The organism is Methylomonas sp. AM2-LC (assembly GCF_039904985.1).
Classification (GTDB): Bacteria; Pseudomonadota; Gammaproteobacteria; order Methylococcales; family Methylomonadaceae; genus Methylomonas.
The window spans coordinates 4321825-4339054 of the sequence record NZ_CP157005.1 but is presented as its reverse complement, the minus strand read 5'-3'; the positions used below and the strand labels follow the sequence as shown (position 1 = coordinate 4339054).

The 17230-nt window shown below is 42.3% G+C and carries 16 protein-coding genes; 10 read left to right on the top strand and 6 right to left on the bottom strand.

Annotated features, from left to right (window positions below; genetic code table 11):
* Nucleotides 1-2: 2 nt before the first annotated feature.
* From ABH008_RS19270 to ABH008_RS19260, 3 genes are all read left to right on the top strand, one after another.
* The gene (locus ABH008_RS19270; protein WP_347989999.1) at nt 3-968 is read left to right on the top strand and encodes an aspartate carbamoyltransferase catalytic subunit; all 966 of its coding nucleotides are present in this window, start codon (nt 3-5) and stop codon (nt 966-968) included.
* Nucleotides 965-2254 carry a dihydroorotase gene (locus ABH008_RS19265; protein WP_347987234.1) on the top strand — a complete coding sequence of 430 codons (1290 nt, stop codon included), beginning with the start codon at nt 965-967 and terminating at the stop codon, nt 2252-2254. The genes ABH008_RS19270 and ABH008_RS19265 overlap by 4 nt, the downstream gene beginning before the upstream one ends.
* A gap of 69 nt (nt 2255-2323) precedes the next feature.
* A complete protein-coding gene (locus ABH008_RS19260; RefSeq protein ID WP_347987233.1) occupies nt 2324-3025 on the top strand; it encodes a TIGR00730 family Rossman fold protein in 702 nt (233 codons plus the stop codon).
* A 42-nt stretch (nt 3026-3067) separates the two neighbouring features.
* Here ABH008_RS19260 and ABH008_RS19255 read toward each other — a convergent pair whose 3' ends face one another.
* A complete protein-coding gene (locus ABH008_RS19255; protein WP_347987232.1) occupies nt 3068-3601 on the bottom strand; it encodes a hypothetical protein in 534 nt (177 codons plus the stop codon).
* A 187-nt stretch (nt 3602-3788) separates the two neighbouring features.
* Here ABH008_RS19255 and ABH008_RS19250 point away from each other — a divergent pair, with 187 nt between their 5' ends.
* The 6 genes from ABH008_RS19250 (at nt 3789) to ABH008_RS19225 (ending at nt 10773) form a co-directional block, all read left to right on the top strand.
* Complete coding sequence (locus tag ABH008_RS19250) at nt 3789-4775, top strand: MoxR family ATPase (protein WP_347987231.1); 987 nt, start codon at nt 3789-3791, stop codon at nt 4773-4775.
* Between the two features lie 62 nt (nt 4776-4837).
* Entirely contained in the window at nt 4838-5767 is a 930-nt protein-coding gene (locus tag ABH008_RS19245; RefSeq protein ID WP_347987230.1) for a DUF58 domain-containing protein, read from the top strand.
* 47 nt (nt 5768-5814) lie between these two features.
* Complete coding sequence (locus ABH008_RS19240; protein ID WP_347987229.1) at nt 5815-6321, top strand: DUF4381 domain-containing protein; 507 nt, start codon at nt 5815-5817, stop codon at nt 6319-6321.
* Nucleotides 6321-7307, top strand: coding sequence for a VWA domain-containing protein (locus tag ABH008_RS19235; RefSeq protein WP_347987228.1), 987 nt, complete (start codon nt 6321-6323; stop codon nt 7305-7307). The genes ABH008_RS19240 and ABH008_RS19235 overlap by 1 nt, the downstream gene beginning before the upstream one ends.
* Nucleotides 7304-9100 carry a VWA domain-containing protein gene (locus ABH008_RS19230; RefSeq protein ID WP_347987227.1) on the top strand — a complete coding sequence of 599 codons (1797 nt, stop codon included), beginning with the start codon at nt 7304-7306 and terminating at the stop codon, nt 9098-9100. Before ABH008_RS19235 ends, ABH008_RS19230 begins: the two co-directional genes overlap by 4 nt.
* A 5-nt stretch (nt 9101-9105) precedes the next feature.
* On the top strand, nt 9106-10773 hold the full coding sequence (locus tag ABH008_RS19225) for a BatD family protein (RefSeq protein WP_347987226.1): 1668 nt from the start codon (nt 9106-9108) through the stop codon (nt 10771-10773).
* Between the two features lie 287 nt (nt 10774-11060).
* Here the strand turns inward: ABH008_RS19225 and ald are convergent, their stop codons facing one another.
* The 5 genes from ald to cysT form a co-directional block, all read right to left on the bottom strand.
* The gene (gene ald, locus ABH008_RS19220; protein WP_347987225.1) at nt 11061-12173 is read right to left on the bottom strand and encodes an alanine dehydrogenase; all 1113 of its coding nucleotides are present in this window, start codon (nt 12171-12173) and stop codon (nt 11061-11063) included.
* Between the two features lie 255 nt (nt 12174-12428).
* Nucleotides 12429-13322: a LysR substrate-binding domain-containing protein gene (locus ABH008_RS19215; RefSeq protein WP_347987224.1), complete on the bottom strand. Its 894-nt coding sequence runs from the start codon at nt 13320-13322 to the stop codon at nt 12429-12431.
* An 80-nt stretch (nt 13323-13402) separates the two neighbouring features.
* Nucleotides 13403-14446, bottom strand: coding sequence for a sulfate ABC transporter ATP-binding protein (locus tag ABH008_RS19210; protein WP_347987223.1), 1044 nt, complete (start codon nt 14444-14446; stop codon nt 13403-13405).
* Nucleotides 14447-14493: 47 nt separating this feature from the next.
* Nucleotides 14494-15357: a sulfate ABC transporter permease subunit CysW gene (gene cysW / locus ABH008_RS19205; protein ID WP_347987222.1), complete on the bottom strand. Its 864-nt coding sequence runs from the start codon at nt 15355-15357 to the stop codon at nt 14494-14496.
* A gap of 12 nt (nt 15358-15369) precedes the next feature.
* Entirely contained in the window at nt 15370-16197 is an 828-nt protein-coding gene (gene cysT, locus ABH008_RS19200; protein ID WP_347987221.1) for a sulfate ABC transporter permease subunit CysT, read from the bottom strand.
* Between the two features lie 443 nt (nt 16198-16640).
* Between cysT and fae the strand changes: the two genes are divergently transcribed.
* A complete protein-coding gene (gene fae, locus ABH008_RS19195; RefSeq protein WP_347987220.1) occupies nt 16641-17192 on the top strand; it encodes a formaldehyde-activating enzyme in 552 nt (183 codons plus the stop codon).
* The last annotated feature ends 38 nt before the right edge of the window (nt 17193-17230 follow it).

Below are 17230 nucleotides of genomic sequence, written 5' to 3'. Positions count from 1 at the left end.
TGATGAACAGGCATTTGCAACTGACTGAACAAGGCAAACTCAAACATTTCTTAACCATCGAAGGGTTGAGTAAACAATTATTGACCGAAATTCTGGATACCGCCGAATCATTTGCAGGTATGTCAGAACATCAGGTCAAAAAAGTACCGCTCCTGCGTGGTAAAACTATCATCAATCTATTCTTCGAAAATAGCACCCGTACTCGTACTACTTTTGAATTAGCGGCAACGCGTTTATCTGCAGATGTATTGAATATGAATATAGCTACTTCCGCTACATCAAAAGGGGAAAGTCTGCTAGATACTATTCGTAATCTTGAAGCCATGCATGTAGACATGTTTGTTGTCAGGCATGCACTTAGCGGAGCCGCGCATTTTATCGCACAGCATACTGCACCTCATATTGCTGTCATCAATGCCGGTGATGGGCAGCATGCACATCCTACGCAGGCCATGTTGGATATGTTTACCATACGCCAGCATAAGAAAAACTTTGCGGGCCTTAAGGTGGCTATAGTGGGTGATATTTTGCATTCCCGAGTGGCACGTTCGCAAATTCAGGCGCTTAATACTTTGGGTGTGGCAGAAGTGCGCGTTATTGCACCTAAAACCTTGTTACCCGCTCAAGTAAAAAGTATGGGCGTAATAGATTTGCATGATATGGCCGAAGGCTTGGCAGATATAGATGTAATTATTATGTTAAGACTACAGAAAGAGCGTATGAATTCGGCATTTTTACCTAGTGAAAGTGAATATTTTCGTTGTTTTGGTCTTAGTGAAGACAAATTGAAATATGCAAAACCCGATGTCATAGTGATGCATCCAGGACCTATCAACCGAGGTGTTGAAATCGCTTCCGGCGTTGCGGATGGCCCTCATTCGGTTATTCTGCAACAAGTGACCAATGGGGTTGCAGTGCGTATGGCTATTATGTCTATGACCATGTCTGGTCACGGAAGTGCAGTATGACAACCATTCTTATTCGTAATGGCCGGATTATTGATCCTGCCAATCAAGTTGATGGCATCGGCTCAATATGTATTGCAGAGGGTAAGATTGTCGCTGTGATGAGAGAGCCAGTCGATTTTCAAGCAGATTTAGTCATTGATGCGACTGATCAATGTGTGTGTCCCGGTTTTATTGATTTAAGTGCACGTTTACGCGAACCTGGGCATAGTCACAAAGGTAGTATTTTAACTGAAACCAGAGCGGCAGCCAGTGCAGGTGTAACCAGTTTGTGTCTGCCACCAGATACTAAACCGACTATTGATACCCCTGCAGTGGTCGAATTTATTAAAGATAAGGCCGAAAAAGCCGATTATACGCAGATATATACGATTGGTGCCCTAACTCAACGTTTGGCAGGCACTGAACTTAGTGCTATGTTTGCACTCAAACAAGCGGGTTGTATTGCGGTAAGTAATGCGAGTGAACCGCTTGCCAATCTATTGATTTTGCGCCGAGCTATGGAGTATGCTGGAAGTCATAATCTGCTGTTAATGTATCGCGCTAACGAGCCGTCTTTGAGTGGTAAAGGCTGTGCTCATGAAGGGGCTGTTGCCAGCCGTTTTGGTTTGCCCGGTATTCCCGAGGCTGCTGAATCCATCGCCTTGGCGCAATGTTTGGAATTAGCCGAATTGACGGGGTGTCGGGTGCATTTCAGTCAAGTGAGTTGTAAACAATCGGTAATAAAAATTCAGCAGGCGAAAAAATATGGGCTGAATATTACCGCTGATATCGCTATCCACCAATTACATTTAACTGAAAACGACATGATCCCCTTTGATAGTGCTTATCATGTTATACCGCCACTCAGAAGTGATATAGATCTTAAGTATTTACGTGAAGGATTGGCTAATGGTACTTTGGATGCTATCAGTTCTGATCATCAACCGCATGATTTAGACGCTAAATTGGGTGCTTTTCCAGAAACGGAGCCAGGAGTAGCTGCGTTGGAAACTTTGTTACCATTACTTTTAGCCTTAACCGAAGATCCTGGTATTAATTTGTCTCAAGCCATCGCCGCATTAACCCAAAATCCAGCAGCGATTTTAGGTTTAGAAGCAGGGGCGTTAACGCCTGGTTTTCCGGCCGATGTATGCGTGTTTGATCCACAAGCTAGCTGGAAAGTTGATGAAAAAAATTGGAAAAGTGCGGGTCGAAATACACCTTACTGGGGTAGAACCCTGCGAGGTCGAGTGACTCATACGTTACAGGCTGGACGCCTAATATACACATTAAGCGAATCTGCATGAGTTTATTTGAACTGTTAGCTCAATTAATCCTGATTTATTAACATTAGTCTAAAAGCTAGAGTAGGTAGTATGGCCCATCTGAAAAATCGGCGTGGCACAGGAAGTGCCAGTATTATTGATGATCTTAAAGGTGATCAATCTTGGCGTATTTTTCGTATTATTAGTGAATTTACAGAAGGATTTGATGAGCTTTCTGAATTGCATGATGCCATTTGTTTTTTTGGATCTGCACGATTGGACGATAAACATCCGTATTACCAAAAAACGGTGGCGTTAGCTGAGTTACTTAGTGAGCATGGCTTTGCTATTATTAGTGGTGGTGGGCCGGGCATTATGGAGGCAGCCAATAAAGGTGCTCATGCTCAGAATCAGGTTTCGGTTGGTTTGAATATAGAATTGCCTATGGAGCAAAAGTCCAATCCCTATCAAACTGTCTCACTCAACTTTCGTTATTTTTTTGTGCGCAAAGTGATGTTTGTTCGTTATTCAATGGGTTATGTGTGTATGCCGGGTGGATTTGGTACCCTGGATGAATTTTTCGAAGCATTGACTTTGATGCAGACGCACAAAATTTATCCAATTCCGCTGGTACTATTTGGAAGCGACTTTTGGGGTGGTTTGATCGATTGGCTCAAAACCAAACTGGTCGACTATGGCACTATCGCACAAGAAGAAATGGATTTAATTACTATTACTGATGATCCACAGCAAGTCTTGGAGATTATGACCAGACATCGTATATGGAAGAATCGTCAACGAGGAAGAGGCTAGTTAGGTGTCACGATACCTGTAAATAATGTAAAAATGTTGACATTATAAAACGCTAAGGCTTTCAGTCATGTTGGGTTCACTCTCTACCAACCATTTTTGCATGCTAGGGTAAGGTGTTAATCCGTTGGTTTTAGCCTGAATGTTATCGAACGTTAAGCCTAACCATTGCAATATTGGCACACCAATGTAGGTGCCTCTGCTGAAATTATCAATCAGAGACTGGCCACCGCCTTTATACTCGCTATGAAACAGTACCGATAAATCAATCCCTAGATAGACTGCAGCAGCGTAAGACCAGCCAATTGCCGCCATTTCCTCAGCAGCGCGTTTGCCAGCGGTGATATGAGTTTTCTGACGTAGGGAGGGTGGCTTCACCGCTAAATGGCCTGCCTCATGTAATATGTCACTGGGATAGCTCAGTTGTTGGGTATCTATCAAAATGCCCCCATGATAAATAAGCACACCCGGCACAAAACTCTGTTCTGTGATGTGTCCATAGTTTGCTGCCAAGCCTATTGTATGTAAGAAATTAACGATTGAGATAGTGATCGGATTGGGTTCAGCATAAATCGGCATTTGCTATTCCTTGGTATTGCATACACATTAATTAATAATATCGCATATTCTTCACTGGGTTAAAGTCGTCATTTTGCGCTAAAACGTGTAATTGTTTTGCTTACTTTGGTTAAAGTTTTAAAATGCGCAACTATTTTTGCTAAACTCAGTCTATGTTGACTTCAAACTCACGGAATACAGGATAATCATGACTGCAAAGAGTCTAAGCCCGTCACAAACAGCATTAAATCAATTAAGTACATTTATCAATACCCGTATCATCGGGCAAGAAATATTAGTCGAGCGCATGTTGATTGCATTGCTGGCTGATGGACATTTACTGGTAGAAGGCGCACCGGGTTTGGCAAAAACGCGTGCCATTAATGTATTAAGCCAAAGTATAGAGGCTGATTTTCATCGCGTACAGTTTACGCCTGATTTATTGCCTTCTGATCTGACCGGTACTGAAATTTATCGGCCACAACAAGGCAGTTTCGATTTTCAGAAAGGTCCGCTATTTCACAATCTTATTCTGGCCGACGAAATAAATCGCGCACCAGCCAAAGTGCAGGCGGCTTTGCTGGAAGCGATGGCAGAGAGACAGATTACAGTCGGTAAAGCGACTTATTTATTACCTAAGCTGTTCATGGTAATGGCGACCCAAAATCCGATTGAGCAGGAAGGAACCTATCCTTTGCCAGAAGCGCAATTGGATCGATTTTTGTTACATGTCAAAATTGACTATCCAGGTGCTGAACATGAACGTGCAATATTGCATCTTGCCCGTGCCGAAGCGATGGGTAATCAACAGTCTGTCAGTGTAGGGGATCATAAAATTAGTCTTGACACTGTTTTCACTGCTCGTCAGGAAGTTTTGAATATTCACATGGCGGAAAGTTTGGAACAATATCTGTTGCAAATTGTCTTGGCTACACGGAATCCAGAAGTTTACGGACAAGATTTGGCCAACTGGATTGAATATGGTGCTAGTCCGCGTGCCAGTATTGCCTTAGATCGCTGCGCACGTGCCAAAGCTTGGCTGATAGGGCGTGATTTTGTAGATCCTTCAGATATACAGGATATCGCTTATGATGTGTTACGGCACAGATTGATTTTATCGTACGAAGCTGAGGCTGAAGGCATTACTAGTGATCATGTCATCAAACAATTAATTACTCGTATTGCCGTACCCTAACTGATGCTTAGTTTTACTGTGTCCGAAAGTTCCCTTACCTATTACTGAGACGGTTATAAGCAATGAACACGCATGTCTTACCTGGTAGTGAACGGGTTGAAGTGACTTTAAGAAATTTGATTGATCTTTCCAAGCTAGCCGCTGCGCTGGATTTACAACAGGTGAAAATTCGTGCGGTGCAAAGCGGTAATTATGTTTCTCATCTAAAAGGACGGGGAATGGCTTTTGATGAGACACGTTTATATCAACCAGGGGACGATGTGCGTCGCATTGATTGGCGAGTGACGGCACGCACCGACAAACCGCATTGCAAAGTGTTCAAGGAGGAACGCGAAAGACCTGTGTTTATTTCTGTTGATTACCGCGCTGCCATGATGTTTGCTACACGCGGCGTTTTTAAGTCGGTACAAGCGGCAAGATTCGCAGGGCTTTTAGCTTGGTCTGCACTGCGGCGCGGTGATCGGATTGGTGGGCAGATATTTAGTGAGGCTGGGTGTCTGGAATTAAAACCACAGACGGGTAAAGCGGCGTTACTACATTTTTTTAATGCCTTAGTCAAACCTGTTTATAACGGGCAGGCTGTCAATGGTCTGGATCATGTATTAAGTCGTTTGCAGCATCATGCTCATCCAGGCAGTCAAGTTTTTATTCTAAGTGATTTTCGCGGAATGAATATTGCTGCAGAACGTCATCTGGTTGATCTGGGTCGACATTGTGATGTGGTTTTGGTACAGATTGTTGATCCGTTGGAAACTCAATTACCCGTAAAAGGTCGTCATCGTTTTACTGATAGTTTGCGTGACATTCTGGTTGATAGTGGCGATAAAAAATTGCTGCAAGATTATCAAACACGATTTCAAAACAGGCAGCAGCATTTGCAACAACTTTGCCGTAAAACAGGGCTGAGTTGGCTCAGCTGTACCACTACTCTGCAAGCGATGGATGTTGTCATGCTCTTGCAGGGTAAATATTTTGCTAATTCCATGGCTTAAGGCGTGCTATTGCGAAATCATAACCATTATTGTTGTTAACTGAATTTATGGAACAATTGCCGTTAAAAGACATTCATTTTCCTGAAGCCGTGAGTATTTGGCCTCTTGCGCCGGGTTGGTATATGCTTGCTGTTTTAATATTGTTGTGCTGTTTCGGTGTTGTCTATTTATATAAGCGATTGAAAAGTAAAACAGTATTAAAAGTAGCTGCTAAAGTGTTGGTGACTATCAGAGCAGATGAAAATCTGGATAACTTACAAACTCTGGGAGCATTATCTACTTGGTTGCGGCGGGTTGCTATTAGTAATGCTCCCAGAAGCGATGTGGCTAGTTTGAGTGGATCAGACTGGTTAAGCTATCTGGATACTCACTTGCATGATGCGCCATTTAGTAAAGGGATTGGTCGCTGTCTGGCAGAGAGTCAATACCAGCGTTCTGCACCAGAAGATCTGGATTTAGATGCTTTGTTTAAGCTTTGTGAGCGTTGGCTTAAGTGCCAAAAGCCGAGTAAACCGCAGATTAATAATATCAGTCAAGAATTAAGGACAAAATAGTGTTGCATTTATATTGGCCCTGGTTGTTATTGTTATTACCTTTACCTGTTTTACTGCGTTTATTACTACCCGCTGAGCCTCAAGTAGAACAAGCGGCTTTGAAAGTTCCGTTTCTAGACGACTTTGCTGGTGGTCAGACTCAATTTCTGAGTTCCAATAAACCCTGGTGTTTATGGGTAGCCTATATAGCCTGGTTTTGTCTGGTGCTAGCGATTACACGTCCACAATGGCTGGGGGAGCCTATTGAGCTTTCCGTTAGCGGTCGAGATTTGATGTTGGCAGTAGATGTTTCCAAAAGTATGGAGGCTACCGATTTTAAAATCAAAAATGAAAATGTTGATCGCCTCACCGCAATTCAGTTTGTAGCAGGGCAATTTATTGAACGCCGAGTGGGTGACCGATTAGGACTAATTTTGTTTGGTACTCGGGCCTATTTACACGTGCCTTTAACATTTGATCGTAAAACCGTAAGGACTTTATTAAATGAAGCATTTATAGGGATTACTGAAGATGAGCCGCAAACCTCTATAGGCGATGCAATTGGTTTAGCCATCAAGCGCCTGCAAAATGAAAAAGTCGATAGCCGCGTACTAATTTTACTCACTGACGGCGCAAATACAGCAGGCGAACTGACACCGCTCAAGGCAGCAGAATTAGCTGCAAAACAACAGCTTAAAATTTATACCATCGGTATAGGTGCAGATGAAATGATGGTACGTAGTTTATTTGGTATGCGTAAGGTAAATCCATCAGCAGATTTGGACGAGAAAACTTTGACTGCTATTGCTGATATGACCGGAGGACATTATTTTCGAGCCCGCAACAGTGAAGAGTTAGAGAAAATTTATGGACTGCTCGATCAACTAGAGCCTGTAGAAAAAGACAAACAATATTTTCGACCCAAGAGCGAGCTTTACTATTGGCCTCTAGCAGTGGCGGTGTTGTTGACGGTTGGTTTGGCGACATATCGATTGAGGTTCTCATGAATTTTGCAGAGTTTCATTTTTTGCGTCCCTGGTGGTTACTGGCTATGGTGCCGATGGGGTTGTTATTTTGGTTATTGATTAAACACAAACTAAGCCGTGGAAATTGGAGTGAAGTTTGCGATGCGGAATTGTTGCCCTTTATATTAACAGAACAGCCGTTGTTGAAGAGTAGTCATCGTTTTTGGGTTGCTGGAATAGTGGGCGTGCTTAGTATTTTGGCTTTGGCTGGCCCCACCTGGCAACGTATTCCGAGTCCGGCTTTTCGTAATCAATCGGCCTTAGTGATTGCTTTGGATTTATCCGCGACTATGGATGCTACCGATATAAAGCCCAGTCGCATTAGCAAAGCCCGCTATAAAATTGCCGATTTGCTAAAACAGCGCAAAGATGGGCAAACAGCACTCATGGTTTATGCGGGAGATGCATTTACAGTCACACCACTAACGACAGACACCTCAACCATATCCAGTCAACTAGAAGCATTAACTACTGATATTATGCCCAGCCCAGGTAGTAATACAGAAGTTGCCGTACATAAAGCAGCAGAATTATTGCAACAAGCAGGTGCTACACAAGGACATATTTTGTTAGTCACTGCAAGCGTCGATCCTAAAGCAGATGTTGATAAATGGCTAGGCGCTTATCAATTATCTGTTTTGGCAATAGGAACTGCAGATGGTGCGCCTATACAGCAACAGGGTGGTGGTTTTCTCAAAGATGCCAGTGGAAATATTGTGGTAGCCCGATTGGAGAGTAGCGTGCTGGCAAGTTTGGCTCAGCGTGGTCATGGTCTTTATCAGCTAGTAAGTGCCGGTGATGAAGATGTTGAAAAATTGCATAGTTTGTTTAATGTGTTACCGGCTGATAATAAAACTGCTGAAAGCTCACAATTATTACAGCAATGGGAGGAAACAGGCCCGTGGTTATTATTTTTGGTGTTACCGTGGGCGGCGTTGCGGTTTAGAAAGGGCGTATTATTCTGGCTAGGTTTATGTCTGTTACCCCTGCCACGGAACAGTCAGGCCTTGGATTGGCAAAGTTTGTGGCAAAACCCCAATCAACGTGCGCAGCAAGCGTTTGAGAAACAAGAGTATAAACAAGCTGCAGATCAATTCGATAACTCAGAGTGGCGTGCCGCAGCTCAATATAAGGCTGGAGAATATCAACAGGCTGCGGAAACCCTAAAAAATATACAAACGACAGATGGTTATTATAATCGCGGCAATGCACTGGCAAAGGCAGGTCAATTAGAAGAAGCCATTCAGGCCTATAATCAGGCTTTACAACATGCGCCTGATCATCAGGATGCCCAATATAATAAGGATCTGGTTGAAAAGCAGTTGCAACAGCAACAAAAACAACAGAAACAGGATCAGCAGACATCTGATCAAAAAGATCAACAACAGAAACAGCAATCTGCTGAACAAAAACAATCCCAGCAAAGTGAAGCGAACCAGACAGACGCTGATCAAAAACAAGCTCAGCAGCAACAGTCTGAGCAAAAAGATAACCAGAAGCAAGAAAAACAGTCCTCTGGCGAAGATCAACAAGCTAATAAAGCAGATAAAAACGAGCAACAAGGTGATGATAAAAAAGCCGATAAAACCGATGCTAGTCAGGATTCCAAACCACACACCGCTCAAAGTGCGGATGAAATAGAAAAGGATGAAACTGCACGGGCAAACGAACAATTGTTGAAACGTATCCCTGATGAGCCAACAGGATTGTTAAAACGCAAGTTTAAGTATCTTTACAATCAGCACGATAAAGCTGCACATCCCCTTAAATGGTAACATTAATGCGATTATTGCAAATTCTGCTTATACCTTTATTACTAATAAGTCTGTCGGTACAGGCGGCAGATATACAGGTTTCTGTAGATCGCAATCCGATCTACCTGAACGACTCATTTCAGCTTATTTTTACGGCTAGTGAAGAACCAGACGGCAATCCAGATTTTTCGCCTTTACAGGAAAATTTTGAATATCTCGATCAGCAACACAGTAGTAATGTGTCTTGGGTTAACGGTCAAAGTAGCCGTAGTGAAAAGTGGGTAGTGAGTTTGCTGGCTAAGCAGGCGGGTGAATTGTTGATTCCTCCCATTTCTTTCGGTAGGGATCTGAGTAAGCCTTTACATCTTAATGTGACTGCCAACCAAAGTACCCCTCAAAGTAATGATGATATGTTTCTGGACGTGACGGCAACCCCAGACAAACCTTATGTACAATCTCAAGTGCTGTATACGTTACGCTTTTTTCGACGCTTGCAAATTATTCAAGCCAAACTTGAAGAGCCTCAACTTAAAGATGCGGTGGTCGAAAAACTGGGTGAAGATAGTACCTATACGACCCAAATCAATGGCGTCGATTATGCGGTTACAGAACGTAAATATGCGATTTTTCCGCAACAAAGTGGTTCCGTTACTATTGCGCCGCTAAATTTAAGTGCAGAAGTGGTTTCCTCTCATCGTCCGCAATTTAATGGGTTTTTTAATCAGCAAACCAGTGAAACACGCCGTATTGTTTCAAAAGCGATCACTTTAAATGTTCAACCAGTACCTGAAAGTTTTAAACCTGCAGCTTGGTTAAGTGCAGAATCTCTAGAGATTAGTGATGACTGGTCTGCACAAACCTTACAGACTAAAGTGGGTGAACCTTTAACCAGAACCCTGAAGTTGGTCGCAAAAGGCTCCACTGTGGGTCAATTGCCAGAATTATTGGCAGCAACACCTATTGATGGATTGAAAAGCTATCCCGATCAGCCGGTTTTAAAAGAAGATAAGCAAAGTGATGGTTTGACAGCAATACGTGAAGAAAAAATTGCATTTATTCCCTCAAAGCCGGGAGATTTTGCATTACCCCCTATCGAAATTAGCTGGTTTAATACTAAAACCCAGCAAATCGAAACTGCCCGCTTGCCGGCAGTGACTATAAAAGCAGTCGCTAATGCTGAGTTAGCAAATCAAACCATGCCTACTCCGAGTGTCAGTCAGTCAGTGCCGAATCAAATCAATAGCATACAAGCTGCAGATGTTGATGATGTTCGTATTTGGCAAGCTGTCTCTGCATTATTAGCTTTAGGTTGGTTATTAACGGTCATTTTATTTTTTTATCGCCACGAACGCTCTTTATCTGTACCCGAAAAAAAAATCAGGCAAGCAGCGCCACAAACCATTAGTGACGCAGACCTCAAATCAGCTTGTCTTGAAAACGATCCGCAGTTAGCGAAGCAGGTTTTGCTACAGTGGGGCAAAACGGAATTTTCTGCAGATAGTTTAGCGGAAATTGCCAAGTATTGTCCTACACCCTTAGCGGCTGAAATTGAAGGCTTAAATCAATACCTTTATTCAGAACAGACATCAATTTGGCAGGGAAAGTTATTATGGGAAACTTTTAATGCAAGGGTTAAACCACAAGGTAAACCACCAGAGCAAGATACTGGTTTGGAGCCGCTTTATAAGTTATAAGCAAGTTGGCTAGCCATTCAGTTTTTGCTAGCGGAAATGGCTCCGTGGATACTTCTATTTTGGCTTGATGCCAGCTTCCATGCTGGCAACACCTGTTGTGATTGATGCCCTTCCTTAAGCCAGCAACTATAACAACTAGTGTGAGATGATGACTACCGGGAGCTTCGAAAAACCACCCTTCGACAAGCTCAGGGCGAACGGTGGTATATATATCAATAGCCTACCGTTCGTGCTGAGCCTGTCGAAGCACAAAAGCCAGGTTTTTCGAAGTTCCCTACCATTTCAGATTAAGAGAAACTCACCGGTTTGTCACGATATTGATCTAATTTCCCCAAAGCTTCAGCAACGGGCTTGTAGGTAATATACCCTTGATAGGTATTTAGCGCTTTGGCAAAGCCAGGGTCTGTGTTTAATGCTGTTAAGCCGTGATCAGCGAGTTTTAATATATAGGGTAAGGTTGCTGAGGTTAGTGCCTGAGTTGAGGTACGCGGAAAAGCTCCTGGCATATTACTTACACAATAATGAATAACGCCATGTTCGGTATACACGGGATTGTCGTGGCTGGTGGCATGGGCTGTTTCAATGCAGCCACCTTGATCAATACTAACATCAACCAGAACACTCCCTGGTTGCATGCTTTTTACCATTTCCGAACTAATCAAATGAGATGCACGAGCACCGTGCACCAAAACGGCTCCGACGAGTAAATCGGTGTCGGGTAATTGTTCGGCAATGCTGGTAGATGAGGAAATAATAAATTTAATGTCTGCAGAAATTTCTCGATGCAGGTGAGAGGCATTTTCTGCAAAGAGTCCTGCGACAGTCACGTTAGCACCTAGTCCAATTGCAGTTTTAGCTGCATGAAATCCCACTACACCATCGCCAATGATTAAAACTTTGCCGTATTTTTTGCCAAGCACAGAGCCAAGCATAATGCCTTTGCCGCCATTATGTGCCGCCAGATAATAACTGCCCATTTGTACAGCCATATTTCCTGCTACAGCACTCATGGGTGCCAGCAATGGCAGCCTACCATTCTCATCTTCTAATGTTTCATAGGCGATAGCGCCGGTTTTTCCAGCTAGTAAAGCAGTCGTTAATTCGGGTGCAACGCCCGCAAGATGAAAATAAGTAAAAACTAGCTGATTTTTCAGATTTTTATATTCTTCATTAATCGGTTCTTTAACTTTGATAATTAATTCTTGATTCCATGCTTCATCGCTAGTGACGAGCAGTGCGCCAGCCTGACGGTATATCTCATCACTGAAGCCTGATCCTATGCCTGCACCCTGTTCAACATGGACTAGATGTCCATTTTCAGTCAAAGTCTTAACGCCTTCCGGAGTTAAACCCACTCGGTTTTCTTTGATTTTTAGTTCCTTTATCAAGCCTATTTTCATAATGACATTCTCCAAATAGTTAAAAAGTATAATCTGGCTTAAAAGGGGTTACGCTAAGTCTAACGTTATTTTGCAAAGTTTCTAAGTGATTTAATTGAAAAAATGACTACAAATTCGCCATATATGATAAAAACGCAAATTATGCGTAGCTAATTTGATTTGATCTGCCAAAAACGAGTTTAACAGTTAATTTTGTAATCTAAACAGAGTATTTATTGTTGATGCTGCTTTTTTTGTAGTCAAGTACATTAAGAATTATTTTTGTATTGATCGTGATAACAATTCACCAATAAAATATTTTAGGTAGGAAGGTAAATATAAATGTTTTAGATAAGCAATTTTAGTCACCGAACGTGGAATAAGATGCGATAAATCCAAGGCTACCAGATCATTGTCATTGCTGGGTTCGTAAGAGGTGCCAGCAATAATACCGACTCCGAGCCCCAAGCGAACATAGGTTTTAATAATATCTGAATCAGCAGCAGATAAGGTAATATCCAATTCCTTACCGGCGTTTTTAAAGGCTTTTTCAATATTTGAGCGCCCAGTAAATCCTGGAGAATAAGTTAAGATGGGGAAAGAGGCGAGTCTTCCCAGCGTAATATCACCTTGGGCTAATGGGTGGTGACGTGGCACAACCGCAATATGCTGCCATTCATAGCAAGGTTTGACGATCAGTTTGTCATCTTCATCAAGTTTTTCTGTGCAGATGGCAATATCTGCCCTGTGATGATGTAACAGCTGGATTAAATCGTCTGGAGATGATTGCACCATGTAGATGGTGATACCCGGATATTTTTCCCGAAACTTTTGCACGGGTCCAGGCAACAAATATTTGGCTTGAGTATGGGTAGTGGCAATGTGTAAGGTGCCATTACGATTGTCACGGAAATCATCGGCAATGGCCTGAATATTTTTTTTAGCCTGATTTATATTGTCAACTTGCTCCATTACCCGGTCGCCCAGTGGCGTTAAACCCAATAATTTTTTACCGTGGCGCTCAAATATGGGGGACCCTAGTTCTTCTTCAAATAACTGCAATTGTCTGCTGGCTGCAGATTGTACAACATTCAGTTTTTCTGCTGCTTTCGACTGATTATAGTTAGTTTCTTGCAGAATGCGGAGTAATTCAAGTTGATTAAGATTCATATAGGTTGATATTTAAGCCTGTTTCTGTGGGCGATTGCCAATTTTCTGGGAAATATCGAGCATTGTGGTTATCATTGGGCTTAGTTAAACCAGTGGGCGTGCTTGATAGACACTGACACTTTGTCGCCTTTATTAAGGTTTAATTGTTTAAACCGCTCATTAGGCATCTCAGCAAATAAACTATGACTTCCGCCATTCAGCTGAGTATTCAATAATTCGATACGTATGGTCGATCCTAAATGTTGCCAATCTTTTAAGATAATTTCAGATGCAGTTGTATCTGGCGCTTTTTCTATATCGATATTATGCGGACGAATATGAGCAACTATACCTTTTGCTTTTTCGATGACAACGCCCGTACTTTCTAACCAGGCTGCATCATGTTGATCAATATGCAATATATTTGTTTGACCAATAAATTTTGAAACAAAAGCATTGCTGGGATAGTCGTAAATATCAGCAGGTGTGCCTTGTTGTTCAATGCGCCCTTGATTCAATACTACCACTTGACTAGCCACTTCCATTGCTTCTTCCTGATCATGAGTCACAAAAATACTCGTGACATGCAATTCCTGATGCAGATTTCGCAACCATTGGCGTAAATCCTTGCGAACACTGGCATCTAAAGCGCCAAAGGGTTCATCCAACAGTAACACACTCGGTTCAACGGCCAATGCACGTGCCAAAGCAATTCTTTGTCGTTGACCACCGGATAATTGATCTGGGAAACGTTCAGCCAGCCAGTCTAGCTGCACTAATTCTAAGAGCTTATGTACTTTTTTGGTTATTTCAGGTTCGCTGGGTCTTTCTTTGCGAGCTTTAACTCGCAAACCAAAGGCAACATTATCAAATACGGTCATGTGTCGGAATAAAGCATAATGTTGAAACACAAAGCCTATGCCTCTACGGCTAACATGTTGTTTGGTAACATCTTCGTCATTCAGTAGTACGCTACCTTGATCAGGCGATTCAAGTCCGGCAATGATGCGCAGCAAAGTGGTTTTTCCGCAACCGGATGGGCCTAATAAGGCAACCAGCTCCCCCGCCGGGATTTCCAATGTGACATCATTTACTGCCGCAAATTGGCCGAAATTCTTGCTGATATGGGATAAAAGAATGCTCATAGAAAAGTCTCTTACTAAAATAAAATTTGGACGATAAGCGAAAAGAATTAATCGCGTTTTTGCTTCCACTCCAGAAAGCTTTTTAATATCAGGGTTACAACGGCCAATCCCGCTAAAATAGAGGCACTAGCAAAGGCAGCAACTGCGTTGTAATCGTTGTAACTGACTTCGACATGCAATGGTAGAGTGTTGGTCAGACCGCGAATGTGACCAGAAACTACAGAAACAGCACCGAATTCGCCCATTGCTCTGGCATTACATAACAACACACCGTACAACAGGGCCCATTTGATATTAGGCAAGGTAATTTGGAAGAACATTTTCCAACTACTAGCGCCTAGTGATAGAGCTGCTTCTTCTTCTTCACTACCCATTTCCTGCATCAAGGGAATTAATTCACGGGCTACAAACGGAAAGGTAATAAATAAAGTTGCTAGAATAATACCGGGAGTGGCGAATATTATTTTAATATCGTGGGCAACTAACCAAGGGCCTAACCAGCCTTGCGCACCAAATAATAGAACAAAAATAAGTCCCGAAATAACAGGTGATACAGAAAAGGGTAAGTCTATTAGTGTGGTTAATAAGCTTTTACCACGAAATTCAAAGCGGGTAATTGTCCAGGCGGCGGCAACGCCAAAAATTGTATTTAAAGGCACGGTGGTTATGGCGACTAGTAAAGTCAGTTTTAAAGCCGCTATAGCATCTGGTTCAGCTAACGCGTGAAAATAGGCTTCTACACCTTTTGCAAAAGCTTGAAACAAAATTAAAACCAAAGGTACGCATAGAAATAGCGTAATAAAACCAATAGCAATAGTGATCAGCCCCCAGCGCACCCAAGATGGGTCTCGTAAGGCTTGACGATTGGCAACACCTGTTCTGTCACTAATGGTTAAACTTGTGGTATGCATGGTTTTCTCCGGTTAAATTTGTCCTGAACGGACACGCACCCAGCGTTGTAATAAGTTGATAACTAACAACAATATGAATGATATAACGAGCATGGTGAGCGCAATGGCTGTGGCTCCCGCATATTGATATTGTTCCAATTTGGTGACGATCAATAACGGTACAATTTCCGAAATATAAGGTAGATTTCCGGCAATAAATATGACCGAACCGTATTCTCCGACGCCTCGTGCGAAAGCGAGTGATACGCCAGTGATTAGGGCCGGAAAAATGTTGGGGAAAATAATTTTTCTAAATACTTGTCCACGGGTAGCGCCTAGACTGGAAGCTGCTTCCTCCATGGTATTATCAAATTCTTGTAAAACGGGCTCAATGGTACGAACTACAAACGGAATACCAATAAATATAAGAGCAACAACTATACCGAGCGGGGTATAGGCAACTTTTACACCGAAACTATCGATTAACCATTTTCCAAATAGACCTGTCGGTTGGTAAATGGTCGCCAGTACCACACCTGCAACTGCGGTTGGTAGGGCAAATGGCAGATCAATTAAGGCGTCCAAAATACGCTTACCTGTAAATGGATAGCGCACCATTACCCAGGCAATCACAAATCCAAAAATGCCAGCAATGGCGGCAGCAAGTAGAGAAGTCGTAAAACTGACTCGAAATGCAGCCAGTACCCGTTCGTTGGTAATAATGTTTAAATAATCATCCCAGCCTAATTGCAGGCTTTTAAAAACCAGAGTGCTTAGAGGAATCAGTACTACCAATCCTAAATAAAACAGGGTGAATGCAAGTGCAGGACGAAAACCCGGCATGATATGGCTTTGACTCATGAAATATCTCTAAACAGATGTGGTTGGAACGTTATGGCGTAGTCAAATAATAGGGAATCTTGTATAGCAGGTGAAATGATATATATTGAAATGGTTATCATTAAATTAGATTTGTATGTTAAATGTCTTGATTCGATATAAGCTGACACAAACGATCAAGGTTGTTCTTAATTGGTTTGCCAAAGTATGCTTTACTATTTTTTTTGTGTTAATTAGGTATAGATACCTAGTGAGAAAACTACTTTGCCAAATTGATTTTTTTAAAAAGCTGAATCGGGTTAGTCATTAAGTCGGATTTTAAAAATACATCTATTTCAGTCAGATATCAGTAAAATTATTATTGTTTTGTTCAAGATTTTAGTGGTTTTTCGGTTGTTTATTCTTGCTGTAGCTGCTGCATCCGCTTAGAATGACTAATTGTATTTAGCTTGCGAGGAATATCAATGTCAGATTCATTTTGGTTTAGAACCGGCGAAGCCACTGTCTTTTCAAGTGAAGGGCAGGGCACAGACGCCATGCCTGAAATTTTGCTGGGAGATGTCAAGGGGCCGGCTGGACATGCCTTTGCTAATCTCATGGGGCAAACCGCAGGACATACACGAATGTTTGCGATTCGTGCCTGTAATCAACAAGTTCGCCCAGCCACCATTATGGTACCGAAAGTTACGATTAAGTCTTCAGCTTATATCAATTTATTGGGTGGTCCAGTACAGTCCGCCGTTGCGGATGCAGTGATTGATAGTGTGTCCGAAGGCGTTATTCCACGATTACAAGCTAATGAATTGTGTATTATTGCCATGCTTTGGATTGATCCGTCATGCGCAACTAATCCAAATTTGGATCGTAAAGACTTGTATCGTACCAACTATGAGGCTATGAAGCTTGCTATTCATCGAGCGATGAATAATTTACCCACTATTGATGAGCTCATCGAAAATCGTTTTAAAATCACCCATGAAATGTATGACCCTGAAACAGGTGAGTCGCAATGGTAACAGGCCATTAATTGGCCGATACCAACGTATTACCTAAC